This is a genomic window from Pseudoalteromonas carrageenovora IAM 12662 (genome assembly GCF_900239935.1).
Taxonomy (GTDB): Bacteria; Pseudomonadota; Gammaproteobacteria; order Enterobacterales; family Alteromonadaceae; genus Pseudoalteromonas; species Pseudoalteromonas carrageenovora.
In genome coordinates, this window is the sequence record NZ_LT965928.1 from 719,284 (window position 1) to 745,508 (window position 26,225).

18 protein-coding genes are annotated in these 26,225 nt (G+C 41.0%); 10 read left to right on the forward strand and 8 right to left on the reverse strand.

Features of this window, described 5'->3' with window-relative positions:
• Positions 1 to 10: 10 nt before the first annotated feature.
• Positions 11 to 865 carry a ribose-phosphate diphosphokinase gene (prs, locus tag ALFOR1_RS03380; protein ID WP_104642062.1) on the reverse strand — a complete coding sequence of 285 codons (855 nt, stop codon included), beginning with the start codon at positions 863 to 865 and terminating at the stop codon, positions 11 to 13.
• 186 nt (positions 866 to 1,051) lie between these two features.
• Between prs and ALFOR1_RS03385 the strand changes: the two genes are divergently transcribed.
• Genes ALFOR1_RS03385 through ALFOR1_RS03395 form a run of 3 tightly spaced genes read left to right on the forward strand, consistent with a single transcriptional unit; the run spans position 1,052 to position 5,002 of the window.
• The gene (locus tag ALFOR1_RS03385; RefSeq protein WP_104642063.1) at positions 1,052 to 1,750 is read left to right on the forward strand and encodes an NUDIX hydrolase; all 699 of its coding nucleotides are present in this window, start codon (positions 1,052 to 1,054) and stop codon (positions 1,748 to 1,750) included.
• Positions 1,751 to 1,769: 19 nt separating this feature from the next.
• Complete coding sequence (locus ALFOR1_RS03390) at positions 1,770 to 4,466, forward strand: DEAD/DEAH box helicase (RefSeq protein WP_227006911.1); 2,697 nt, start codon at positions 1,770 to 1,772, stop codon at positions 4,464 to 4,466.
• Between the two features lie 11 nt (positions 4,467 to 4,477).
• Positions 4,478 to 5,002 (forward strand): hypothetical protein, encoded by a 525-nt coding sequence (locus ALFOR1_RS03395; protein WP_104642065.1) that lies wholly within the window; start codon positions 4,478 to 4,480, stop codon positions 5,000 to 5,002.
• 81 nt (positions 5,003 to 5,083) lie between these two features.
• Here the strand turns inward: ALFOR1_RS03395 and ALFOR1_RS03400 are convergent, their stop codons facing one another.
• The 3 genes from ALFOR1_RS03400 to ALFOR1_RS03410 form a co-directional block, all read right to left on the reverse strand.
• A complete protein-coding gene (locus tag ALFOR1_RS03400; protein ID WP_104642066.1) occupies positions 5,084 to 5,851 on the reverse strand; it encodes a DUF6515 family protein in 768 nt (255 codons plus the stop codon).
• A 390-nt stretch (positions 5,852 to 6,241) separates the two neighbouring features.
• Positions 6,242 to 7,540, reverse strand: a complete 1,299-nt coding sequence (locus ALFOR1_RS03405; RefSeq protein WP_227006912.1) for a YHYH protein — start codon at positions 7,538 to 7,540, stop codon at positions 6,242 to 6,244.
• A 299-nt stretch (positions 7,541 to 7,839) separates the two neighbouring features.
• Positions 7,840 to 8,736 carry a LysR family transcriptional regulator gene (locus ALFOR1_RS03410; RefSeq protein ID WP_104642068.1) on the reverse strand — a complete coding sequence of 299 codons (897 nt, stop codon included), beginning with the start codon at positions 8,734 to 8,736 and terminating at the stop codon, positions 7,840 to 7,842.
• Positions 8,737 to 8,908: 172 nt separating this feature from the next.
• On the opposite strand from ALFOR1_RS03410, the gene ALFOR1_RS03415 reads away from it, so the two are divergent.
• Positions 8,909 to 10,246, forward strand: coding sequence for an MATE family efflux transporter (locus tag ALFOR1_RS03415; RefSeq protein ID WP_104642069.1), 1,338 nt, complete (start codon positions 8,909 to 8,911; stop codon positions 10,244 to 10,246).
• A gap of 167 nt (positions 10,247 to 10,413) precedes the next feature.
• Entirely contained in the window at positions 10,414 to 10,941 is a 528-nt protein-coding gene (locus tag ALFOR1_RS03420) for an acyloxyacyl hydrolase (protein WP_104643615.1), read from the forward strand.
• Positions 10,942 to 10,957: 16 nt separating this feature from the next.
• On the opposite strand, the gene ALFOR1_RS03425 is transcribed toward ALFOR1_RS03420, so the two are convergent.
• The 4 genes from ALFOR1_RS03425 to ALFOR1_RS03440 form a co-directional block, all read right to left on the reverse strand.
• Complete coding sequence (locus ALFOR1_RS03425) at positions 10,958 to 12,025, reverse strand: cytochrome-c peroxidase (RefSeq protein WP_104642070.1); 1,068 nt, start codon at positions 12,023 to 12,025, stop codon at positions 10,958 to 10,960.
• Complete coding sequence (locus ALFOR1_RS03430) at positions 12,018 to 14,696, reverse strand: TonB-dependent receptor (protein ID WP_104642071.1); 2,679 nt, start codon at positions 14,694 to 14,696, stop codon at positions 12,018 to 12,020. Before ALFOR1_RS03430 ends, ALFOR1_RS03425 begins: the two co-directional genes overlap by 8 nt.
• Before the next feature lie 16 nt (positions 14,697 to 14,712).
• The gene (locus ALFOR1_RS03435; RefSeq protein ID WP_104642072.1) at positions 14,713 to 17,457 is read right to left on the reverse strand and encodes an Ig-like domain-containing protein; all 2,745 of its coding nucleotides are present in this window, start codon (positions 17,455 to 17,457) and stop codon (positions 14,713 to 14,715) included.
• 195 nt (positions 17,458 to 17,652) lie between these two features.
• Positions 17,653 to 18,345, reverse strand: coding sequence for a hypothetical protein (locus ALFOR1_RS03440; protein ID WP_227006913.1), 693 nt, complete (start codon positions 18,343 to 18,345; stop codon positions 17,653 to 17,655).
• A 153-nt stretch (positions 18,346 to 18,498) separates the two neighbouring features.
• Here ALFOR1_RS03440 and ALFOR1_RS03445 point away from each other — a divergent pair, with 153 nt between their 5' ends.
• From ALFOR1_RS03445 to ALFOR1_RS03465, 5 genes are read left to right on the forward strand one after another with little or no spacing between them, the layout of a single operon-like run.
• Positions 18,499 to 19,860 carry a TolC family protein gene (locus ALFOR1_RS03445; protein WP_104642074.1) on the forward strand — a complete coding sequence of 454 codons (1,362 nt, stop codon included), beginning with the start codon at positions 18,499 to 18,501 and terminating at the stop codon, positions 19,858 to 19,860.
• The gene (locus tag ALFOR1_RS03450; RefSeq protein WP_104642075.1) at positions 19,857 to 21,002 is read left to right on the forward strand and encodes an efflux RND transporter periplasmic adaptor subunit; all 1,146 of its coding nucleotides are present in this window, start codon (positions 19,857 to 19,859) and stop codon (positions 21,000 to 21,002) included. The genes ALFOR1_RS03445 and ALFOR1_RS03450 overlap by 4 nt, the downstream gene beginning before the upstream one ends.
• Positions 21,002 to 24,187, forward strand: coding sequence for an efflux RND transporter permease subunit (locus tag ALFOR1_RS03455; protein ID WP_104642076.1), 3,186 nt, complete (start codon positions 21,002 to 21,004; stop codon positions 24,185 to 24,187). Before ALFOR1_RS03450 ends, ALFOR1_RS03455 begins: the two co-directional genes overlap by 1 nt.
• Positions 24,187 to 24,870 (forward strand): response regulator transcription factor, encoded by a 684-nt coding sequence (locus tag ALFOR1_RS03460; protein ID WP_104642077.1) that lies wholly within the window; start codon positions 24,187 to 24,189, stop codon positions 24,868 to 24,870. Before ALFOR1_RS03455 ends, ALFOR1_RS03460 begins: the two co-directional genes overlap by 1 nt.
• Positions 24,867 to 26,153, forward strand: coding sequence for a sensor histidine kinase (locus ALFOR1_RS03465; RefSeq protein ID WP_104642078.1), 1,287 nt, complete (start codon positions 24,867 to 24,869; stop codon positions 26,151 to 26,153). The genes ALFOR1_RS03460 and ALFOR1_RS03465 overlap by 4 nt, the downstream gene beginning before the upstream one ends.
• The last annotated feature ends 72 nt before the right edge of the window (positions 26,154 to 26,225 follow it).

Here is a 26,225-nt window from a genome sequence, read left to right on the forward strand (position 1 = left end):
GGTGTTTTCCTTACATCTCAATTATTTGTAAACTAATGGCGTTACTATTTTTAAACTCATTAGCCGGTTTAAACGAATCAGTTGTATAAATGCGCTCTATTAGGCCTTCAAAAACATCAAGCCCCTTTGAAAAAATACCGTGAGTTATAAAAAGAGAAACTTCAGCAGCACCATTGCTTTTTAATACCTTCGCAAGTTCAATAAACGTTCTGCCGCCATCACAAATGTCATCAGCAATAAGTACGTTTTTACCTTTAACATTACCAATAATTTCTGTTTTTATTATTTCGCCTGTTTTTAAGTTTCTTACTTTTTGAGCTTGAATAACCTCGGGTACGCCATCGAATTTTTCTGAAATTTTAATCGTTTTTTTACTTGCTCCAGCGTCAGGAGAAATAAGCGTTAGTTCGCCTTTTGCTAAACGTTGGCTAAGTTCTTCACAGCGTCCAAGTAACGTAATTTGCTCAACATTAGTTACTCTATTAATTAAAGCTGGGGATACATCGCTATGCGCATCCCAAATAGTTACTTTTGAAAAGTGTAAGCTATTAATAAAGCTTGCCATAACGGCTGCGCCTAGCGCTTCCCCTTCAACGCATACTCGGTCTTGGCGTGCATAAGGAAAATAAGGAATAACGAGTTCGATAGGTGTGCTTTCATCTGTTAATCTTTTTAACGCATCAACAGCAATCATTAATCTAACCATTTTTGAAGAATTGGTTAATCGTTCAAAAATCTCTATTTTGATAGAGTCTGAAAAATTAGCAGTGTTGAATCTGACATGCTCTTCACCACCTGAAAAAGTAAAGTGATCATAATCAACTAACGATTTACTTCCTGTTGAGTTATAGCTAAATATTTTCATTTTTTGTCCTTTTAATGTTTGTGTCCTAGCGACACAATTAAATTATCAAATGTACCTATAGTAATCAAGCTGTTTTTTAAACTAAATCACTGAGCTAATGATATATCTGTAATTTTACAGTAGGTTGAAATTGAGATGTGTTTAATTTATTGTGTCACTAAGACCTTAACTTAATGTGAGCACGCTGTGATTAAACATTACGATATTACCGAATACAAAAATCCATTATTTACAGTCGACAGTGTGTTATTTACTGTTAAAAACGGTGCCCTAAAAGTACTGATGGTTAAGCGTGCGAGCGAGCCGTTTGCAGGTCGGTGGGGGCTGCCAGGTGGGTTTGTTGACGTAGATATTGACGATAGCGTAAGTATGACTGCGCTTAGAAAGCTTAAAGAAAAAACCAGTGTGGCACCTCAATATTTAGAGCAGTTGCAAACATACTCAGGTATTAATAGAGATCCTAGAGGGTTTAGTGTCACTTTAGTTTATTTTGCTTTAATTGCAGAGGCGCAAGTATCAACCCATATAGAAACGGTTGATGATGCAAAATGGATAGATATAGATGAAGTAAATAATTTGCCAGTGGCTTTTGATCACAAGTATATTATTGAGCAAGCTAAAGCGCGTTTAAAACAAAAAGCATTGTACTCAATGGCGCCGGTATATTGTTTGCCAGAGCATTTTACCGTAGGACAGTTTAAGTCCGTAATTGAAACCATTATAGGTAAACCTGTTCAGCGTAAAAGTATAATAAGACGCATTGAAGCTGCTGGTATGTTTGAAACACTAGATGAAAAAGTTAAATCTGGCGGTCGCTTAGCACAGTTATACAAAGTAAAAGCCGGCGTTGATATTGTTAATTTTGAGCGTAATTTGAGTGTTTAACTTTAAATGGAATTAAATTTTGAGTAGTAAAAACGTCCTGTCGTATTATCGCGATTGCTACAAAGAAGATAGCGCAGATTTAAATTTATGGAATCTAAATAAATTAAAAAAAGAGGATCGCTTTGTTCTTCAAGGCCGAGATGATTTAGGTTCTGGGTTTTTACCACGCCTTCCAATTCCTGCAGATTTTGCTAAGCAAATGATGAAGCGTGTAGAGATCTATCAGCGAGAACGGGTACTACTTTATACACGCTTTATATTAGTTGGTAATCTTGAGGTTAGGGGGGAGTTGAAACAGGTTGTTTCGCCTATCTTATTTAATGAAGCTGTTATAGAAAAAGAACAGGATGACTATTACTTTTCTCTTACTGATGCTCAACCGGACATAAATGAATCATTAACTCAACTATTAATACCACAGGGTAACAAGCTTACAAGTATTGATGAAACGGCTGATATTCAGTCAGCTTACTTTTGGACCTCATTATTAAAAGAAAGCCCTTTAGCAATCAATGTATTTGAGCTTTTAAGCTATCCTGAACTTGCTAACAATGACGAAATAAAAAAGGCATTAAAAAGTAAAAAAAACACACTTTTACCTGTCTCTATGCTGGTTTTTGTAGAGCGTTCAAGCAGTAGCCGTGGTGTACTTCATGAGTTAGAAGAAATCATAGAATCAAATAAACTACCGCCTCCTATAAATGGTTTAATTGCGGGTGTGCAGCCAATAATCGAAAATAAAAAACTAAAGTATGATTACTTACCGGGTTTACTGTCAGCTTCGCAAAAGAAAGTTATCTCAATTGCCGCAAATATTAATTTAGGCTGTGTTTCTGGACCGCCAGGCACGGGGAAAAGTTACACCATTGCAGCTATTGCAGCAGAGCATATGGCGCGAGGAGAGTCGGTGCTTATTGTAGCAAATAATAATCCCGCACTGGATGTAATAGCCGATAAATTAGATAAAAATTTTGGGCTAAGCGATGTATCCATACGCGCCGGACAAAAAGAGTTTTTAAAAAAATTAAAAGATTATATTGCCGATTTATTAGCAGGGTACTTAGCGGATGAACAAGATAACCCCGCGCTTATTGAGTCTGAACTAAACGAATTAAATACCTCATTAAATGAATTAGAACTGCGCTTTAGTCAGTTTTGCCACCGAGCCATAATTAGAGGTAAAAGACTCAAAAATCTTGAAGATAAGAATATCGAATGGCTTAGCAATTTATACATTAAATTTGCTCGTCGTGGTATTAAGCAATTAGCAAAGCAGTGGTCTTCGTTAGAGCAAATAAATACCCAACAACTTAAAAGAGAAAAACTGGCGAGTAGTTATTTAAGCGCGTTAAAAAATAAAAACCTTAAAGCGCTAATTGATACTCAGCGTAAATCGTTAAACGCATTTAACCAAGCTATTCGTAGTCGCACATCTAAAAGACAATTTGAGCTTTTTGATAATATAGAATACGAGGCTTTATTATCGGCTTTTCCGGTGTGGCTCGTAAGTTTAAATACCTTGTATAGAGTACTACCGTTAAAAGCCGAAATGTTCGACTTAGTTATTATTGACGAAGCGACACAATGTAACACCAGTAGTTGTTTACCTGCACTTTATCGCGCAAAAAGAGCGCTTATTGTTGGTGACACTAAGCAGTTAAGGCATTACTCTTTTTTGGCAAAAAACAAAGAAGCCCAGCTTATGTCTAAGAATAATGTGAGCTTTAGCGATAAAGGCGTTATGAGCTATCGTGATAACTCTATTCTAGATTTAGCCTTAAATGCATTAAACGATAATAAACAACTGGCATTTTTAGATGAACATTTTAGAAGCAAGCCTGAGTTAATTAATTTTAGTAATGAACATTTTTATCAATCAAAGTTAAAAATAATGCAGCACAGACCTTGTACAAGTACGGGTAACTTACTGGTACAACGCGTTAATGGAACTCGAGATAGTTCAGGTATTAATCATCTTGAGGCGAGCAGTATTATAAACACGATTAAGCAACAAATTGATGATGATAAAAGCGCAGGGATCAGCCATAGCATTGGGGTTGTTTCGCCTTTTAGAAGCCAAGCTGATTATATTACCAAAGAGATAGAAGCTCACTTTAATGAAGCTGAGATAATAAAGTATAAACTGAGATCTGCCACTCCATTTGGTTTTCAAGGCGAGGAGCGAGACATTGTGCTTATCTCTTTTGCGCTAGATAATAATGCTAAAAGAGCTGCGGCTTATATTAATAAAGCAGATGTATTTAATGTGTGTATTACACGAGCGAGGCAAAAACAATGCGTATTTTTATCAATAGATGAAACGCAATTGCCAGAGCATTATTTACTAAGGCGTTATATAAGTTCAATAACGCAGTTTAAAGCAACTCACAATGTAACCTCTGATATTGATAAATTTCAGCAAAGCGTTATTTGCAAATTAACTAGTTTAAAAATAGAAACGTGGGCTGGTTACACGATAGCCGGAACGGATGTTGATATTTTGTGCCGGTATAATGGTCGATATCTTGCGATTAATTTAATTGGCTTTCCAGGGCCATGGGCTGATTTTTTTGAGCTCGATACCTATAAATTATTTAGCCGCGCTAATATAGATATACTGCCAATAAGTTATGGATTATGGGTTGTAGATAAAAGTACGTGTGTACAACACATTATGAGTAAGCTTAGGGTGTGCGGAACGTACTCAATAATGTAAAAGGAATTAAAATGTTTATGTCTATGTTTAAGCCTGAGTATGGGTACTATGGATTTTTATTTATGACCTTATTGACTTTGTGTGGGTCGATAGAAGGATATTTACTGTCTTACAAGCAAAAAATTATAGATAAAAGCATTTCTAATAACGCTAAAAAGATGAACATATCATTAGAGGAATCCACACAGCAAGATAATATAAAATACCGCAGGAAATTGGCTAAACGAGGGTGGGGGAAAGCATCACTAATATTTATATACGAAACAAGCTCATATCTTTTTGTTCTTTTTTTGTTGATATTTCCTTTTATTTTAGCAGCTTATATCCCCATAGTTTTATTTCTTGTAGATAATTACTTTTATCAATTTTTCATTTACTTTATTATTTGGGTGGCTTATTTTTTTCTATTCGCTTTATATTTAAAGTTAAATGATAGTGGTGGAATTCTTCTTATTATAGGCATTACGGCATTTTCGGGCTTTTTTCTAGCTAGTTCATTAGCTGTCGTAGTTAGGTGGCTAATGGGCGTGATTTAGTAATTAAGGTGCACCCTAGATCGGGTTACATTAAATAAAAAGCTCAGCAGTTAAGTGCTGAGCTTTTAAAGTTTATTACAATTAACCTAAATTTATAGCTAAATATTTTATTTCGTCACCATTTATTTGCGGTAAAAAATAAATATCTTGGTACTTAAAATATTGTTGATCGTTAATCGTGACAGCCTCTGCCGAAATAGGGAGGGCGTCGTAGGTTTGGCCTAAATCGTAATTTTTAGCACTGCCTACTTTTATAGCCTGATTAACAACTATTTTTGGCTCATCAACTACTCTATAACCATTATTGTCTGCCACATAAAATACATTTTGGTAGGTATAGTAAGTGGTATTATGGCGCTTAAAATGCGAGTAGTGCCTAGGTAATGAGCGTATTCTTAAACCTCTTGGTGGCTTAACAACATGATAGCCTCTTTTCGCTTTACGATAATAAATACCGTCACTAAAGGTAAACGAAATACCATTAAATCTAATTGATGCACTGTTACGCGGTAAATGATTAAAGTAGCGCCCTGGTCTGTAGGTAACTACATTGTGGCGGTTATTTTTTATGTAAGTACGTTTGCGTTTTTCTTGCTTGTAACGCACAACTTTGCGTTTTGTTTCTTTACGCTTTTCGCGTTTCTCTTGTTTACGATCTTCCCTTTTGTTTTGTTTATATTCAATACGTTGCTTTTTATCTTCACGGCGTTCATCGCGTTTGTACTGAATACGTTTAGCACGGTCGTTATTAAAATTTTTGCTGTTCTCTCGCTCGTTTGGTGCTCCAAGCGCAGAGCCAGATACTGCGCCTAATGCAAGTAGAGCTGGGAGTAAAAAAGTGAGTTTCATAATATTGCCTCGTGTATGTTTTTACATAACTGGGTTCAATACTAGCGCTTTAAACTGAATGGTAACTGACATGTAACGGCTAACGAGAGTATGTTTACAGCTTTTTACTAACGTTTACTGTTCTTGACACAAGCCAACGCTTTCTCACATTTTTGACGATTTTAGGAACTTTTATAGGCTATAAGTCGCGTAACTAATTGTTACGGCAAGTGCTTTTAACACTTGCTGTAATTTATAATTAGCCTGAATTTTGGATAATAAATCTATCTCGAGTGGCTATTTTCAGCGCTAACAGCGTTGAATTTACTGAAAATCTCTGGCTAGAGAATAAACTTAAATATCGTCATGGTTCAATATGTTAGTAAATCTCTTAACCAGAGTTCAGGTTAATTAGCGTTTTGGTTTTTCGGGTAGGGCTGCTTTTAATTGCTCCAATGGTACGTTAAGTGCTTTTGCTACAATCGTTAAATCGGCATTAGGGCCGCCAGCGTCTTGCATGGCTTGATTAAGCGCCTTTTCGCTAACGCCTAGCTTTTTAGCTGCTTGTGCAAACCCAGGTGGTGACATGCCGCCGCCATTAGGACCACCTGTTTTTGAGCCACCGCCACCAGGTGGTTCATGGCGTGTTATTTCAGTACCTTCAGGCGGTTTAGCCCCTACGCCAGCTTGTGCTGTGGTAGTAAAGTTGTTTTGTGCAACCGCGCCTTTTAAGCACTTAGGTAAGTTAGGGAATGTATTACTTGCGTGGTAGTGGTAAGTAACTATGCCGTTTTCACCCGTAGGGCCTGTGTGGCCATTACAGCTATCAAGCTCGGTTGGGGATGTACCATCAATTTCTTGGCTTCCGTAAATAGGGTAGCCATCAAAGCCATAACCAAATAGAGCGCTTGGCTTTTGCGTTAAATTATTACAGTTGGCGTTTACATGTTCGTGTTTATATACGCTGTCTATATCACTGGCGGTGCCGTGGTAGTGGTACCAACCGCCCGGATCAATATGGCCTGCGCACGTATCTAGCGCGGGTAAATGCCCTGTATGTTGCACACTTGGCGCATCCGAAAAAATAGGCACACCCGCAAGCGCTATACCCACTTTAGATACAGTGCCCAACGGTGTTGATTGCTCAGACATAACAGGGTGCAGTGGTAAAAGGGCGGTAATTTCTACGCTTTTATCTACCGATACATTAATACATGCATGATCAACTGTTGGGCGAATGGTCGCGTTATCAACAATATGCACTTTGCCGTCTTCATCGTAAAAGGTAAAACCTTGCTCGTTAAGCATGGTTAAAAATACTTTATCTAACCTATATAGCCCCGCATTGGTGCCATCCCAATCCCAAACTCCACCTACGTCGTCGAGTGTTTCTGGGCAAAAAGGGCCGACTTCAATATTGTCGGGCTGATATTTTAAAACCACTTGAGCACACTGAGTTTGTAGGCCGTTTTCAAGCGTACACTCAACAGTTTCTGGCAGCTTTACCATGGCTTTAATATTAAATTCATCGGTATTTATAAGCGTGTTTTTAGCGCTTTTAGCTTCTGGGGAGGTAGGTGTACTTTCGCTTTTTATCTGCTCGCCACATGCAGTTAAAAGTACCGTGGCACTAAGCAGGAAAAATGCGAGTTTAGTCTTTGTAGTGTTAACGCTAGGCGCTTTTAAACGACTTCGTTTAATTGATCTCATACTTACCCCAAAACGATTTATATACGTAGGTTTTAGTATGGCAATAAATTGTGCAAATAAAATGAAAGTTTTAAAAGAGTTATTGATATGTTTGAGATGTATGGCTAGCTTTTAATTAACATTATTGGGAGTTGTTATTAAGTTATTTAATAAACTTACACGATTAAATACGAAGTATAAAAGTACAAGTTAGCAACTGCTGTTTTTACTTGCCCAAGGTTTACCAATGAAGCTCCATATATTTAAAGCGCAAAAAGCACAAACCTAGGTTTGTGCTTTTATATTTTACAGTTAAATAATTATATTTTTTCCCAGTAGGGTTCGTCACCAAAGTAGCCGCTAAAGTAGTCTATAAAGGCCCTTACTTTTGGCGCTAATAAACGCGAACTTGGGTAAACACTCCAAATAGCGGTGTCGGATGCAAGTGGGTAGTCTTGTAAAATTTGTACCAGCTCACCACTTTGTAGTTTTTTATAGGCACACCAGCTCGACATTAACGTAATACCTAAGCCTTGCACGCACGCATCGCGCACCGCTTCACCGTTATCAGCTTGTAATACATTATTGGTTTTAATATTTTGTGGGCCTTCGGGTGTTGTAAACGACCACGTAGTTAAACCATGAAGATTAACGCAGGTATGATTTTTTAAATCTTGTGGTGTTTTAGGTGTGCCGTGTTTAGCAAGGTACTTAGGCGATGCGCAAATTAAGCGTTTATCACGGGCAACCTTTCGGGCTATAAGGGTTGAGTCGTTTAATGCGGCGTCGCGTATTGCTATATCAAAACCTCCGCCAACCATATCAATAATGCTATCACTTAGGCGTAAATCAATTGTCAGGTCGGGGTATTGCTCAATAAACCCAGCCAATGCAGGAATAATATGCATACGCCCGAACGAAGCAGGGGCGGTAATGCGCAATTTTCCTTGTGGAGTTACACTGCCTATACCTACCGATGCGCGCGCCATTTCAACATTAGCAAGTACTTCTTCGGCGTGAGGTAAAAAGGCTTGGCCTTCTTCAGTTAACGACACTTTACGCGTTGTACGGTGCATAAGTTTAACGCCTAGGGTTTCTTCAAGCTTATTCATTTGCGCGCTAGAAACCGCAGCCGATAAGCCTAACTCCTTGCCTGCTAAGCTAATATTGTGTGTTGTTGCGATTCTGACAAACAGATTTAAATGGGCAATATTCATTATCAAATTTTTCAATAAACTGATTATTTAAACAACTATATTATCAAAAGTTAGTTGTGTAAATATACTAACAACCTATTCATTGTGACTTTTCCTGTGGCGCTTACTATAAGCGCCTTTTTTTTCGGTATTTTTCTCGTTTAAATTTTTAAGTTTAGAGTGAGCCTGCCTTATGAGCCGTAATACATCATTACTTTTAAAGTATTTATTTAAGCAAACTTGGCCTATGTTGGTTGGCTTGTTTTCTATTATGGGAAGCCAGCTGGTTGATAGTATTTTTATTGCTAAGCTAGGCGCTGAGCCGCTCGCTGTAGTTGCCTTTAGTATTGCTATTTTTCAGGTAATTGTGGGAGTACAAGTAGGCTTAGGTATTGCGGCAACTGCGACCATTTCTACTGCACTTGGGGAAAATAAAGTTAACTACGCACGCTACTTAGGTAGTTTAATCGTATTTATTGGCACCGTAATAGTAACGCTATTGTGTTTGGCGTTGTGGTTTTTTCAACAGCCTATAATTTTAGCGTTGGGTGCAACGCCTTCGTTATTTAATTTAACCGAGCTTTACAGGCTACCTTGGCTAATAAGCTGCTGGCTTGGAGCGCTTCTTTATTTTGGTTACAGCATTTGCCGTGCCCATAACGAAACCTTATTGCCTGGGCGAATTATGGTGCTAACCAGCGTGTTAAATATAGCGCTCGACCCATTGTTTATGTTTACCTTTGATATGGGGTTAGCGGGTGCTGCATGGGCAAGCTGTGTTGCTTTTGCAATAGGCTTAGTAGTGGTGTTTTACACGCTTATTAAACGAGAACTTATAACTTTTGACGTTTTAAAAAACCGCACCGAGCAGGCAATAAAAGCCATTGCAAAAATGATGGCACCGGCTTTACTTTCACAGTTTATTCCGCCTATTTCAGCCATGATAGTAACGGCACTGATTGCCGCGTATGGTGGGTTTGCTGTAGCAGCTTGGGGGCTTGCAAACCGTATTGAATATATTGCGATTATTTTGATCTTAGCGCTTACCATGGCGCTGCCCCCCATTGTTGGAAATTTAAAAGGGCGGGGCGAGCTTAGGCAAATATTAAGTGTAGTAAAACTTGCGTGCGGTTTTGTAATTGGCATGCAAATTTTATTAGCGGTTATTATGCTAGGTGTGGCTAACCCGCTTGCAAATGCGCTTAGCAATAATAGTGAAATAGTTGCTAACCTAACAGATTACTTTGCTTTTGTGCCCCTGAGCTACGCGGCTTTGGGTGTATGTATGATCACGGTATCGGTATGTAACGCGCTGGGGTTTGCGACCACGGCCTTATTTATCTCCATATTGCGGCTATTTTTGTGTTACTTACCACTACTTTGGTTAGGCTCGCATTTTTACGGTTTAACAGGGTTATTTATCGGTATGGCATGCGGTAATACCTTGTCGGGTATTGTGGGTTGGCAGCTTTTTAAGCAGCAATATAAGCGGTTAACAACACACGTTAGCGTGCGCTCAATCACTGTTTAATTATCAATATATTGAAGAAAGTTATTCCACTTAAATTGCAATTATCAAAATAGTTAAATGCAATTAGTATGCACCTCATTGAATCATTGCTTAATCTATAGCAGTTAAATTTGCTGTGTTTAGGTCAAGCAATTGCAATAAAAATAGAGCTGCTTGAGGTGAATAACATGAAACTTTATAAATTGTTTTTAATAGCTATAACGCTATACGCAGGCGCTGCAACGGCTGCACAAGATTACTTTTCGATGAGCTATATTCAAGGTGAAGGAGACGTGCGAGGGGTTAAGGTGGCTTATCAATGTGCCTTAGATTATCAAATTGAAGGCTTTGAAGAGCTAGAGATTTACCTAGAAGCCAATGCTAACTTTTTTGAATACGATGACCCAAAACGCTACGACGCTAATTTAGGCTTATCGCTTTCGCCAGTTATTTTTTATCCTATTGGCAGTATTGCAGGGAACCGCGTTTTTGCCGAGTTTGGTATTGGTTTAAGCTTATTAGACGACACCAAATTTGCGGGAAAAAACATAAGCACACATTACCAGTTTGAAGACCGCCTAGGCATTGCCATGAAATTTGGTGAGGCTGAGCAACATAGCGTGTCACTTAAGTATTTTCATTATTCAAACGCTGGTATTAAAAAGCCCAACCCAGGCCTCGATTTTATATCGCTTAGCTACTCACGCGCACTTTAGGTGAGTAGCTTACTATTTATAAAATCCGTAAAAATGCCACTAGGTCTGCTTGTTCTTGCTTGGTTAAATTAAGCTTTATAAGCAGGTTGGTGGTTTTAGGGAAGTGTGGGTCGTTTAGTTGGTTTTTTCGTGGTCTGGGCCTTACTCCTCCATGGTTATATAAGGCGACAATGCCGGCTAAATCGTCAAATAAGCCGTTATGCATCCACGGAAATGTTTGCATTAACCCTAATAGCGATGGGGTTCTAAATTGGCCAATATGCTCAGGGTTGTGGGTGGCATCGTAGCGGCCTTTATCTTCAAAACGGCGGCCGTAATAATGCAGCCCTGTGCCATGGAATTGGTTGTCGCTAAGTAGTGCGCCGTTATGGCAAGTCATGCATTTAGCTTTAGTTCTAAATAGGTGCAGGCCATTTAACTCACTATCACTTAGGCTACTAACTGCTTGTTGTGGATTTTTATTAAGCTGCGTTAAAAAAGTTTTATAGCGGCTATTTGGCGCAGCTAATGTGCGTTCAAACGCAACTAAGGCTTTTGCCATTTGCTCGGTGGTTAACGTGTTGCTATTAAAAGCGCTTTTATTAAATGCACGGTAACTCTTATCTTTATTTACTCGGGCTAAGGCTATTTTTGGATCTAAGTCCATTTCAATTGGGTTTTCTATTGGCATAAGTGCTTGCTGCTCAGCGGTGCTTGCGCGTCCATCCCAAAAAAAATGTTGCCATTGATCAATACCAAAAATAGCGGGGGTGTTACGCGTGCCTATTTGCTTGTCAATGCCTATGGCAGTTGTACGGCCATCATGAAAGCCTTTGTCGCGTTCATGGCAGGTGGCGCAGCTAACGGTATTATTACGTGAAAGCTGCACATCATGAAAAAGCTTATCGCCTAGTGCCACGTGCTCAGGCTTAGGCGATGCTACAGGCAAAAGCGACATGGGCTCAACGCTTCTTCCGTCACTGGTTTGAATAGCAGGCCAATGAGCTTGGCCTTTGCTATAAAGTGAGCGTAAATCGTTACTAATTGTTGATTTGGCGTTTAAGCTAAATGAGCACAGTAAAAAAATACTTAATAACCTAATCATAGTTATAGCTAACTCCTACCCAAAACATACGCCCGGGCTCAATACCTGATGCCCCTTCGTTTACTGTGTAAGTGCGGGCATTTAATAAATTAGAAATATCTGCTCTTATGTCAATAGACTGGGTTTTTGTGAGGTTATGGCTATAGCGTAAACTGAGCCCTAGCATGGTTCTGGCGCGTATTTCTTGCTCTTCGTATACATCAACTAAGCTTGATTCTACAGGGCAACTTGTACAGCTTTGCTCAAGCCCAATACTTTCGCTAGCCCCGGTACTTACCGCGCTGGTGTAGCTGTCACTGTAGGTAACATTTAAGCCTGTACTAAATGAGCTGTTCCAATCAACATTCCAGCCAAGCGCACCTGACACTGGGGTGCCAAAATTGGTACGTATTTGCTCTAGCTGCCCAAGCGTTACAAGCTCGCCTTCGCCTTGTGCATTGAGATAATAAACGAGTTCATCAAGGGGGGTATTTTCTGCACTAGCGCTGTATTCGTCGTTTGAAACTTTGTTTTCAGCGTAGGAGGCATTGGCCCATAAAGAGTGTTTACCAAACTGTGCACTCCACGAGATAGAGTAGCGCTCTGAGCTGCCATCACCCTCGTTAGTCATATAAATGTATTTATAGCCATCACTAGCTGCTTCTTCATCGGTAACCTGAGAAAACTGCTGATGCTTTTTACGTTTTACATATTTGAGCGATATATTGCCTGCTTTTTCAAATGAGTGCGCAATGCCTAATGCGAGTTCGTCATCGTAGGGGGTATTTACATCATCAAAGCGGTATTTAAACGCGCCGGTATAGTTAGACGGCAGCCACCCTTGAAGGTAGCCGTTTTCAATTGGGCGATACTCTCGATATGAAAAACGCTGCTGCTCTTTTACTTTATAACCAATAATGGCTGAGTCGTAATAGCGGTTTACCCCTGCGCTAATAATAGTGCGGTTGTTGTTAAATACATCGTAACCAAGGGATAGACGTGGCGCAATATTATGATTAGCTAAAAAGTCATCGTATTCGTAGCGCATACCTAAATTTAAGCTTAATTGCCCTAAGGTGATGCTATCTGTTGCATAAAACGAGGCGCGATTTAACGCTACATTAATATACTCTGCTGGGGTTACTAAGCGGCCATTAAAATACTGCGCGGTGGTTGTTACATTGTTGCTGTACGCTGTTATGTGATCTTGGTTGTTAAAATCAATTTCGCCCCCTAACTGCGCTGCAAGTTCGTCAATAGATATAGTGGTTTCAAGCGCTTGGCAGTCAAGCGTGTAACCACTGCAATTAAGTGGTGTACTAGCGCTAGACCATATAATAGGGGAGTCGTAGTTGTAGCTATTTTGTATGCGTTCGCGCTCTACTTCTTGGCGAATAAGCTCTATACCGGCCTTAATATTATGCTCAGTTCCTGCAAATTCAAATGAATTGAAATTTAGCGTGTTTTTCCAGCTGGTGGTGTATTGGGTGTTATCTAAAGCGCCATAGCCTCCTTGGCGAGAGTAGCGTGTTTGCGCATCGCCTTGGTCGGCATATTGTCCCCAATCTTTGCCTTTAGCTTGCAGCCAGTTATAAAAGTGCGCTGGGCCTTCTCGGTTGCTATCACTCATACTAAAATTAAGGTTGCTGCGCCAGGTTGCAAAATCAAAGTGCTGGGTAAGTGATGCGACCGCGCCTACGGCGCCGCCTTCTAAATGGAAGTCGCTGTCTTTGGCGTCGGTTATAAAGTCATCTACTTCGTAAGGTGAATACATTAGAGTTAAATCTAATGCGTCTACCCAGCCATTGCGATAACCATATTTAACAATGGCATTTATGTTTTTACGGCTTTGCGTTTTGACTTCCCCTAACGACAAATCGCTGATGTCGCTGGTTAAGTAACTAACACTCATCATTACGCCATGGCGCTTATTAATTTGTTTATTAGCACGCAGGTTATAGCTGATTTTTTCATACTTAGGCGTTTCAAGTGTGCTTTGATCAACATTTTGCTGAGAGCTGTCTTGATCGGCTTCTATAAAGTGATAACTCCCCCAGCTACTTTGATTACTTCGCACACCAAAGCTAAAACTGTCATTGGTAAATACGCTTTTGGTTTTACTATCAACAATACCACCCGAAAAGCCACCAAACTCAGCCGGAATGTTATGGTCGTATACTGTGATTGATTCAACTACATCGGAGTTTACATTCATGCTTTGCACGCCGCCCGATACATCGTTTGATGAAGAGCTTAAGCGGCTGCTGCTACCAGGGTCTATGCGGTTATTGTAGTTTAGTCCATCTAATGAAAAGCCAGTTTGCCATGGCTGCGCGCCTGAGATTGATATTTCTGGTGCGCTGATTTCTGCCAAACTACCAATAGAGTAAGCCTCGTTGCTTAGCTGTACACCAGGGAGCAATGCAATAAGCTCGTTTATATCGCCGTTGCCTTTAGGTGTGGCATTTATAAAGTCACGATTTAAGTAAGAACGCCCAATAACTTCGGGTACTTCTATGCCTATGTACTGGCCTTTTACTTCAATGTGCTCAAGTGCTTCACAACGCTCTTTTTGCTCATTTTTAAGGTCGTTACATGGCTGTGTTTTTGGTTCGGTCTGCTGTTGCTGCTCTGCGGCGTATACACCCTGAGAAAGCAAAAGCAGACACGCGAGGGTAGTCGGTGTCTGCATTTATTACGGCTCTTAGTTAAATACCTAGTGGGGTAGTGTCTTCGCTATCAATTACGCCATCGTTATCGGCGTCTTGGTCGGCAATTAATCCAGCTAAGGCTATATCTTCATCGCTGGTGTTAGGTAAAAAGAAGTTAGGTAAGCCGTCGTGGTCAGTATCTACGCTGGCAATAGCTATGCCTTTAAAGTCATCACGAGAGGCGACTAAGTTGGTCATGCCTATGTAAAGCTCAAGCTGATCGGCTTCGCCATTAACGCCATTATTTATTAAGCTTTGTGCTTTAGTGGTATCGTTAATTAGCGTAAAACTGTTTACTAAATCTTCCATGTTGTCGGCAATAATTGTATCGGCAAAGTTTAAAATAAGAGGCTCAAGCGTATTTAAAAGCGTGCTAGCTTGTGTTTTTGCATTGCTATAGTTTGCTGAAAAATCGCTAATATTCGCCGCGTTAGTGCCCATACTTGAAAGCATAGAATAACGTTCAAATTCACCTGTTTGAGCTTCTTCTAAGCCAATTACTTCGGCTTTAACAGCGGCTAAAATAGTTTCTAGCTGATCGCTTGTTAATGCATTTAGCTCAGGCGTTATTTCAGTAATAGCATCATTTAAAGTGGTACTTGCCAGTGATGTTTGGTTTGCATTAACTAAGTAACCTAAGGTTTCTAAGCGGGCTTCAAACCTGTCTTCGGTATCTTCATCTAGTGCAATGTAGCTAAGTAGTTGATTGTGTACACCAGCTACTTGCTCCGATAAGCCGCCTTTAATAAGCGATACTATTACTTGATTATGAGCTGCAATTGATGAGGTATTACTTAGCGTACGTATATCGCCTGCATTGAGCGTATTAAGCATGGTTAAGCATTTATTAGCGGAATTTGCTGTATCACCACCGACTTGCGCAGTTAAATCAACTAACAATTTACAGCCCTTGGAACCGGTTAAAAGCGTGGTTGATGATTCTTTGCTTATGTAGTCATCCGAGGCTATAAAGTCGCCAGCATAGGTAAATACTTGCTGTGCTAGATCGTTTCTGCCAGCTTCACTTAAAATTAGGCCTGTGCCAGGGACGTTATCAAGCGATGTTAGCGCTCTAAAAAATTCGTTGTAATCACCATTTTCTATAAAAAAGCTGCGAGCTTGTGCTGCGGCACTCGTTATATCTTCCCCACCAAGCAGGCGATTAGCTATATTAAAACCATACACTTGCTCTTGCGCGCTGTTTATATCGGTTTCGCTGTCTGATAGCGTTATTGCTGGGTTTTCGCCGCTTTGGTATAGGCCTTCAATTAAGCCTGCTAAAAATTGAATAGGGTAAGTGTAGTTATCCAAAGTAGCGGCGCTGTAAGGCGATGCAGAGTAAGCGTAGTTACTATCAAAACCCGTTGAACCATACATGGCAAGTACTTGGTTGGTATAGTCTTTTGCCGCTTCAAATTCACCAGCTCTATAAAGGTATTGCGCAGCCCATGCACCATGTAGCGTTTTGTATTGCTCGTATGGTTGGCCTTCGTATTCGCCGCTACGTACTAGCCTGTAACCTGTTTTTACTGCAAGTTGCGCGTAATTATTAGCAAGCAATTTGGCTTGCGTTAAATCGCTTTCATCTAGGCTTTGCGCATAGCTTTGTAGGGCGTCATCTATTGATAAGCGTACGCCATTTAAAAAGTAGCCATAGCTTGAGGTGTATTCGTCTTCGCGTACTTGCTCTGCGTATAATGAAATTGTATTTAACAAATTACTTGCTTGCGAAACTTGATCAGCAGCTAAATAGCTTTTTACTAAAGAATAAAGCGCTGATGCGTCTGATGAGGCAATGTTATCAAAGCCTTTATCAGCTAAGTATTGGTTGTAGGCCGCCACCGCTTGGTCACGGTAATCGTTAGCTTGTTCTGTTTGGCCTATTTCATCTAGTGCTTGTGCCACATCTTTTAGTGCCGAAGAACGCGCTGTTTGCTCGTTTATTAGCGCTAAATAGTCGTTAGCAGTATCTAAAAATCCTGCACGTGCATAGGCCGCAGCTTGGGTTGCGTATACCTCATATCGAGAAAGTTCATCGGCAATATTTGCGCTTAACTCGTCGGCTTGTTTTAAGTGCGACAGACTAGAGCTGTAGTAATAATTAAGTTTATCTTCGTTAGTTACATAAGATGGGCTTAGTGAAATAATTGCAGTTAACGGCTCGCTAATTAGGCCATCTGTGTAGCTAATTTCAAATTGCTCATCAATGCTGCTTAGAGATTGAGCCTCATAGGTAAATTCACCCGTGGTGCTATTTATGCTCATTACGCCATTACTCGGTGGTGTTATTAAGCTAATAGTTACGGTGTCGCCATCTAAGTCTTGTGTAGTAATAACCCCTTGAGTGGTGGTTGAAGAGGTGACAAATACATTAGTAGTGAGTAGCTGCGGGGCATCATTAACATTTTCTACGCTAAAGCGTATCACTACATTAGCCGTTAAGCTGCCATCGCTTGCGCTAATGGTTGCTGTGTCTTCTCCAAAATAATTACTAAATGGTGTGTAGGTAAATTCACCGTTTGCTTCAACTGCTATGATGCCATTGCTTGGTGCATTAGCAAGCGTATAGCTTAAGGCGTCATCGTCGGTAGCTGTTACTTGGCCTAAAAAAGCGGTGTCTTCGTTTACAGTAAAACTTAAATTAGGTTGAGAAAACTGTGGAGCAGTATTACCAGAGCCACCGCCACAACCAGCCAACGCAAGCGCGCATAATATTGGGGTAAATTTAATTAGCTTGTTCATTATTGTTAATATTAAAAGTTAATGATGTTACGAATGATAACGCATATCAATTAGATTTTAAAGTGTGTGAAGTATTTGTCATATTAATAGTGAGTATCCACAAAGTATTTCTAAGGCAGCTAAAACACAAAACCCTGCTATTAACAGGGCTTTATTGTGAGTAAAAATGAGATTAGTAAAGTGGGGGGATGGTTATTAGTTTAAGTCGCTAATAATAAGCAGCGGAAAATTTTTAACTGAACGAGGTTGCCAATTATTATAGCTAATATTGCTAATTCCAAAATAGTTAAGCACCTTAGGTGAGTACGTCCAGCCACGCGCACGTTGCTTTATGGCGGCACTGCGTAAACTGGGTTTTAGCCCTACTGTGAGTAGGTCGTGATTTACATTTAGCTTTGTGTAAAAGGCTTTTTCGCGCAAGCTTGCTTTAGCAATTACCTCATCGTAATGGGCGCGTAATGCCTGCCACTTTTTGCTTTTTTGTGGTTCTTTTAAATGCTTTACCATGGCATCAATATCACTATCTAACCACTTAGCTGAGGCTGCATCCCCATGCCAGCCAATAATCGTATTGGGCTCAATTGTAGTAGGGTGCCCAGCAAGCAACACATAATTAGCACACGACGAAAAGCAAAACTGCTTTATGTTTACCGTTAGCTTATGCGCCAAAATTAACTCGGCTAAGTCCATCCCTAAATCTATGTTTCCGCCGCCGCTGGTAATCGTAAATGTATTAATTGTAGGGTTAGTTTTTAAAAGCTCAGCTGCCGTATTGTTATTTTGTTTGTTGATTTGGCCACTGTATCTAATGGTTTTATCACTTAAGGTTACTTGAGCCTGCAATAACGTGGGGAGTATTAAAAAAAGGGTAAAAATTAATTTATGCATATGAGTTTTAAGTGAGTATTTTTGCCAAAGGCTACGTAATTTGGCTAAACGAGGCAAATACTAATTTGTCTAAAGCAAGTTAACCCCTTTTAACCCATCCTTAACCCTTGCCCTAATACACTGTGTGTAATGATGTAAATTAGGCACAGTTAAATGGTTTATTTTAAAAAGCGCTCAACGGTTTTATTGCTTGCACTTAGCTGCACGCTTGCTGCGTGTAGTAGCCAGCCAAGCTATACAGGTAATAGCACCGAGCAATCGCTAAAGCAGCATGCAAATTGGCAATACACACAAGATGATGCAACCGAGGTAAGTTATATCACTGATTTAGTGAATATAGCGGGGCTTGATTCGTTTATTAACCAAGCCGTTGCAAATAATCCTTCATTTAACCAAGTGCATGTGGCGCTAAAACTTGCTTATGCACAGCGCGATGTTACCGCAGCAAGCCAGTGGTTTAGTGTAGATGCCGATTTTGACGCTCAGCGCAACGAAACAACTGGCACGCAGTACAGCTCATCACTAGGGGTTAGCTGGGAGGCCGACGTATGGCAAAAAATTGCTGATAACGTAGCCGCGCAAGACATGACCATAGCCAGTAATCAGGCCACTTACCAAGGCGCTAAAGACACCTTAGTAGCCAGCGTGATGCGCACGTATTTAAACATTATTTTGCAGCAAGATTTACTTAACATAGAGCAGCAGCGTTTAACTGTTTTAGAAAATAACGAGCAAAGTATTGTTGAGCGTTACCAATACGGCTTAGGTGATTTAGAAGCCCTTGATACCGCGCGTACAAATACCGCCTCAACCCGAGCCACTATTGCCGATTATCAAGAACAAATAGCGCAAGCTAAACGTGCTTTAGTATTATTAGTGGGCGTTGATAAACTTGAAAACTTACCTACTACCTCTGTTTTACCTGAGGTAATTGAGCCGCTAAGCGCGCTACCAGATCAAGATTTAGCGCGTCGCCCCGATTTACAAAGTGCCTATTACAATATTCAATCTAAACGTTATTTAGTGGATGTAGCTTACAAAGATTTACTGCCAAGCATTACGCTTTCGGCATCGCTTAGCGATTTAGCAACTACACCAAGCCAAGCATTATTAACCAGCCCAGTATGGAACTTATTAGGCAGTTTAAGTGCGCCGTTGTTTCAAGGCGGGGCACTTCGTGCACAAGTTGATATTGCAAAACTAAATGCCGAACAAGCGTTTTGGGAATACCAAGACACGCTACTTAGCGCCGTAAACGAAGTAGAAAATGCACTAGGTCAAGAGCAATCATTAACACAGCAGCAGCTACAAATTAGTAAAGCACTTGCCAGTGCTAAGCGCAGTTATAGCAACTACCAAAGCAAATACCAGCAAGGTTTGGTTGATATTTTAGATTTACTAACCGTGCAGCAGCAGGTGTACGACCTACAAGCTCAGCTAAGCCAAATAAATTACACCCTTTTAACTAACCGTATAGATTTAGGCCTTGCCTTGGGCCTTGGAGTATCGTCATGAAAATTTCGCCAGTACCTGTTGTTGTAACTCTTGTTGCCATTGTTTGTATAGGGCTTGCTATTTCATATAACGGCCAAAAAATGGCGCAGCAAGCAAATGGCCCAAAGCCAGAGCCGGCTAAATCTGTGTCACCCAATGTATCGGTTATAAATGCTGTGCCAAGTACTTATCAAGCCTATGTTAGCGGCCACGGTGAGGCTAAAGCACACTGGGCACTTAGCTTAAAAGCACAAGTTAAGGGCGAAATAACCAATATGAGCGAGCAATTTGCTACCGGTAATGTAGTTAAAAAGGGCCAAGTGCTTGCACAAATAGATAACACCGAATACTTACAAGCAGTCGCGAGCGCTAAAGCCACATTGGCAGATGCCAAACTTGCCCTACAAGAAGAGCAAGACTTAGGAAACCAAGCAAAGCGTGAATGGCAGCGCTCGGGTGTAACACAAGCGCCAAGCTCACCTTTAGTATTTAGAACGCTACAGCTAGAAGCCGCCCAAGCAACGGCCGATAACGCCCAATACGCACTACAAACTGCGCAGCGTGATGAAAAAAACACCCATATAAGTGCGCCGTTTGATGCTGTTATTTTATCGCGCGATGTAGATTTAGGCACTTACGTAAGCATTGGCGATACACTGGCTACATTAAACAGCACCGACAAAGTAGAAATTAGCGTACCGCTTTCATTAAGCCAATGGCAAAACCTGGCAAGCGATAAGTCGGGCGAGGTTATTTTAAGTGATGTAACAACACAGAATCAGTGGCAAGGTTACATTGCTCGTTTTGAGCAGCATCTTGACGATAGCTCTCGCCAGCGCAGTGTAGTGGTTGCGCTAGACAAACCTTTTGAGCAAGCAACACCATTGCTACCAGGTACATTTTTAGCGGTACAAATTGCCGGTAAAGCGCTTAACAACGTAATTAAATTACCCGCCTCAGCAGTATCGCAAGAAGGCTTAATTTGGTACGTAAACGAGCAAAACACGTTAATGAGCATTCAAGCGCAAAAACTATTTGAGCGCGGTGATTACGTTTATATCTCTCCTATTGAAGGACACACTAATTTACGTGTGGTGGCTCGCCCACTCGTAAGCTACTTAAACGATATGTTAGTAAACCCAATTGTTGAGGAGATGCCATAATGAGCCCGCATCAAGCACCGCAATTACCTAATAATACTAACCCTTTGCACGGTATTATTAGCTGGTTTGCTAACAACTCAGTAGCCGCCAATTTATTACTCATTAGCGTAATAGTTATGGGCATAATGTCGCTTTCTACTTTGCGTAAAGAGGCGTTTCCAAGCCTTGAGCCAGATACTATTTCGGTATCGGTGGTTTACGACAGTGGCGATGCCTTACAAGCAGAAGAAGGCATCGCCCTAAAAGTAGAAGAGGCCCTTGAAACCGTACCGGGTATTAAGCGCATTACCTCTACATCTGATGCCAGCGGCAGCCATGTAAGCATTGAGAAAAAAACCGATTACTCGCTTGATGAGCTACTCACCGATGTTAAAAACCAAGTTGATGCCATAAATAACTTTCCGGCAGATGCCGAAGAGCCGGTGATCGACAAAGCGCGCAGGCAAGATCACGCATTAACCTTACAATTATTTGGTGATGCCGACCGCCATACTTTGCAAAACCTAGGTGAAAAACTAAAAGCCGATTTATTAGCTAAATCGGGCATTAGCGATGTAGAGCAATCGGGCGTGCTTGATCCTATGATGTCGGTAGAAATCGACGAAGGCAAACTACAAGCCTACGGTTTAACAATTAGCGATGTAAGCGAGGTGATTAACAACGAATCATCGAGCCCGCTTTCTACTAGCTTGCGCGATAGCAATAAAATAATGCGCCTAAAAGCGGCAGATCAAGCTTACTGGCAGCGCGACTTTGCCAATATTGTGTTACTTAAAACGCAATCAGGCACACAAATTAAATTAGGTGATGTAGCAACCGTTACCGACACATTCGCAGAAGATACCAACTCACTAAGTCGTTATAACCAGAAAAATGCCGTAGGCATTGAAATTTTAATGGATGAAAATAGCGATATAACCACCATAGTTGAGCAAGCACAAAGCGTAATTGATACATGGCACGAGCGCGGCTTATTACCGCAAAATGTAGAGCTTGAAAGCTGGCACGACAAAAGCACCATGATCACCGAGCGCCTATCGCTGCTTACTAAAAATGCTGTAACCGGTATTATTATGGTGTTTGTTATTTTAGCGATATTTTTAAATGTACGCGTTGCGCTATGGGTTGCGGGTGGCTTGCCATTTGTATTTTTTGGCACGCTGTACTTTATGACCGACAGCTACACCGCACTGACTATAAATGAAATGACCACCTTTGGTTTTATTATGGCACTGGGGATCGTGGTTGACGATGCCGTGGTTGTGGGGGAGAGTATTTACACCACTCGCAAAAAACACGGCGACACCCTTAATAACACGATTTTAGGCACCATGAAGGTGGCTGTACCCACCATATTTGGCGTATTAACCACGGTAGCTGCGTTTGTTGCGCTTTCGAATGTATCTGGCAATTTAGGTAAAATTTACTCTCAGTTTGCGACCGTAGTGACGATTTGTTTACTGCTTTCGGTTGTTGAATCAAAACTTATTTTACCGTCGCATTTAGCCCACGTAAGTACTAAACGTCAGTTAAAGTCGGGCCTTAGTGGCTTGTGGTCAAAGGTGCAGCACGGCGCCGACAGCAGCCTAACTTGGTTTAGCGATAAAGTGTACCGCCGCGTTATTGAATACTCGTTACGATTTAGATACGCCATTGTTGCTGCATTTGTGGCCTTTTTTATTCTGGTTGTTGGTATGCCTATGACCGGTGCAGTAAAAGTAGGTTTTTTCCCAAGTATTGCCGGCGATACCGTAACCGCTGAACTTGTTATGCAAAACGATGCAGCGTACGGACAAACTAATAAAAACTTGTTAGCGCTTGAGCAAAGTGCACTACAAGCCCAGCAAAATTTAATGGATAAGTTTGACTCGCAAGAGAGCGAAATAACGAGCTTACAATTAGTGAGCAGTAGCGATACTAGCGGTACGGTAAGTGTTGAGCTATTAAACGAGGGCGACTTTACTGCAAGCGAATTTGCACAAGAATGGCAGCGCCTTGTCGGTATGCCAGAGGGCAGCAAAAAACTACAAGTATTGGCTACACGTAAAATGGTCGATAACTTTAAAGTAGAGTTAAAAGCGTGGGATGACGAAACTGTAATGGCCGCAGGCGCACTGTTTAAAGAGCGCTTACAAAATACTGCTGGTGTTAATGGCATAGACGATAATTTAAACCCAGGTCAGCCACAGCTTAAATTTAGCTTAAATGCACAAGGGCGCGCTTTAGGTATGGATACGGCGAGCCTATCAGAGCAGGTTTTACAAGCTTTTGGTGGAGCAATTGTACAGCGTTACCAGCGCGATAAAGACGAAGTAAAAGTACGTGTACGTTACCCAGAAAACGCCCGTAAAACACCAGCCGATATAATGCAATCGCGTATAAGGTTACCCGATGGCACCGTAGTACCTTTGGTTAACGTAGCCAATATAAGCAGCGAATATCAGCAAGATGAAATAACCCGCATTGATGGCTTACGTGCAATTTACTTAAGCGCACAAGTAGATAAAAACATTGTGGCATCTAACGAATTAGTTGCTAACTTAAGCCGCGATTTAGTACCTGAGCTTAACGCGCAATTTCCTAACTTAAGTATTCACTTTGCCGGAGAAGCCGAAGAGCAAGACGAAACAACAGGCTCAATGGCCACTATGTTTATAGCCGCGTTATTAGTTATTTACGTATTGCTGGCGATTCCGCTTAAATCGTACATTCAACCAGTATTGATTATGGTGGCGATTCCGTTTGGTATTGTGGGTGCTATTTTAGGCCATTGGTGGAACGACTTAACCATCAGCATACTTTCTTTAAATGGTATTTTGGCGCTCAGTGGGGTGGTTGTAAACGACAGCCTATTATTGGTATCGCGCTTTAACGAGCTGGTAAAAGATGAAGGCATGAGCACGCACGATGCCATTGTAGAGTCGTGCACAAGCCGCCTGCGCGCGGTAATGCTTACCTCAATTACAACCTATGCGGGCTTAGTGCCGTTATTAAGCGAAACCTCAATGCAGGCACAGTTTTTAATCCCTGCTGCGGCATCACTTGGTTATGGTATTTTGTTTGCCACGGTTATTACGTTAATCCTTATTCCGGCATTATTAATGATTCAAATAGACATTAAGCGCTTACTTGCCAATGTGTTAGACTTTTTAAGTGGTAAACGCACCCAAGGAGCTGCCTCTTAATGATAAACGTACTACTGGTTGAAGACGACATAGACCTGGCAACAACAATTGTTGATTACCTCGATATAGAAGACATTGAGTGTGACCATGCAAGTAACGGCGTTTTGGGCTTAAATTTACTGCAAATTAATGATTATCAGATGATTATTTTAGATGTAAACATGCCCAAAATGGACGGCTTAACAATGTGCAAAACATTGCGTGAACAAGGTAAAGATATTCCGGTATTAATGTTGACCGCACGCGATAGCCTCGATAACAAACTAGAGGGCTTTGCCGCCGGTAGCGACGACTATTTAGTAAAACCCTTTGCCATGAAAGAGCTAGTAGCGCGGGTACAAGTGCTGGCAAAGCGCAAAAGTGGTGAGGCAAAACGCCTCACCTTAGCTAATTTAAATTTAGATTTAGCAAAGCGCAGTGCCGATGTAGAGGGGCAAACATTAAAGTTATCGCCCATTGCATTTAAATTGCTAGAAACCTTAGTACGCCATGCGCCGCAGCCTGTTACGCGCAGTGTAATTATGCAAGCTATATGGGGCGAAGAGCAGCCCGACAGCAACAGTTTAAAAGTGCATGTGCATCATTTACGTAAGCAATTAGAAGCCACCACACACCAAGTTACACTTGAGACCATTCCTAGTGTGGGCTTTGCAATAACAGCAAATGAAGGGCAACCACAATGAAAATAAGGCCTAGTTTAAGGCTCTACTTTTTTGCCAGTATGGTGGTGCTTAGCTCTGCTATGGCCATTGGCTTTTCGTTTTTAAGTGTAAATTACTTTATTGATGGGCTAGATAAAGGCTTAAACGGGGTTATGTTAAAGCTTTCGCAAACCACAGAAGTAAAGCCAGGGGAAACAAAAGAGCTGGTGGGCTTTAATATTGCAAGCCGCTGGGAAGACATGCCTGCGTCAATTCAGCAACGTTTTAAAAAACCAACAGAAGTGGGGCTTTTACATAAAACAAAAGACAGGCCATCGATGTTTTCTATGCCGCAAAATTTATTTTTTGTGGTGTATTATCCAAACCCCGAAGGCGAGCCGCGTTATATATCGCGCATTATGCTCGAAAAAGACAAACCACAATTGCTCGCTAATATAGAGCCCGAACAACGCATGCTATGGATTGCCATTACAGGCATTGCTGCCATTGTGTTATTTGCGTTTTTTTTGTTTATGGTAATGAAAAAAATAGCTAAGCCAGTGGAGTCGTTAAGGGGCTGGGCTAAATCGTTAAACCAAACTAATCTACAGCAAACACCGCCCGATTTTACATATAACGAACTAAACACTTTAGCCACATTAATACGCAGCAGCTTGCTTTCGGCGAATGAAAGCGTAGAGCGCGAGCAGCGCTTTTTAAGCTATGCCAGCCACGAGCTGCGTACGCCAATTTCGGTTATTCGCAGTAACGTTGAGCTACTCAATCGGCTGAGCGAAAAAGCCCCGTTAAGTGATAAACAACAGCTTACACTTGAGCGTATAGAGCGCGCCGGTTTAACCATGAACGATTTAACCGATACGTTATTATGGCTAAGCCGCAACGAAGATCAGCAAAGTAGTCCAGAACCTGTAAACCTTAGTGATAAAATAACGACCCTGAGTAATGAGCTTAACTACTTGCTTAATGCGAAGCACGTTGAGGTGGTTTTAAACACCCAACAAGAGAGCGTTATTACAACCGATGCTACTGCGTGCCAAATTGTACTGACTAATTTAATTCGTAATGCCTACCAACATACCCAATTTGGCCAAGTACACATTACGCAGCAAGGCAGTAAAGTCACTATTGTTAATTGTAGTGAGCAGGGCGATGCCCCTAAAGCGAGCGAGCCCTTAGCAAAACACGTCAGCATAGGGTACGGACTAGGCCTACAATTAAGCGAAAAAATAATAAAACGCCACGGCTGGGTTTACGATGTAAACGACATGCCAGGGCGCTATGAAGTGGTGGTCGATTTTAGTTAATTATTTGGTTAATTAGGTTTAAAAGTCTATTAAAAAAGCGGCTTAACGCAATGAACGTTAAGCCGCTTTTTA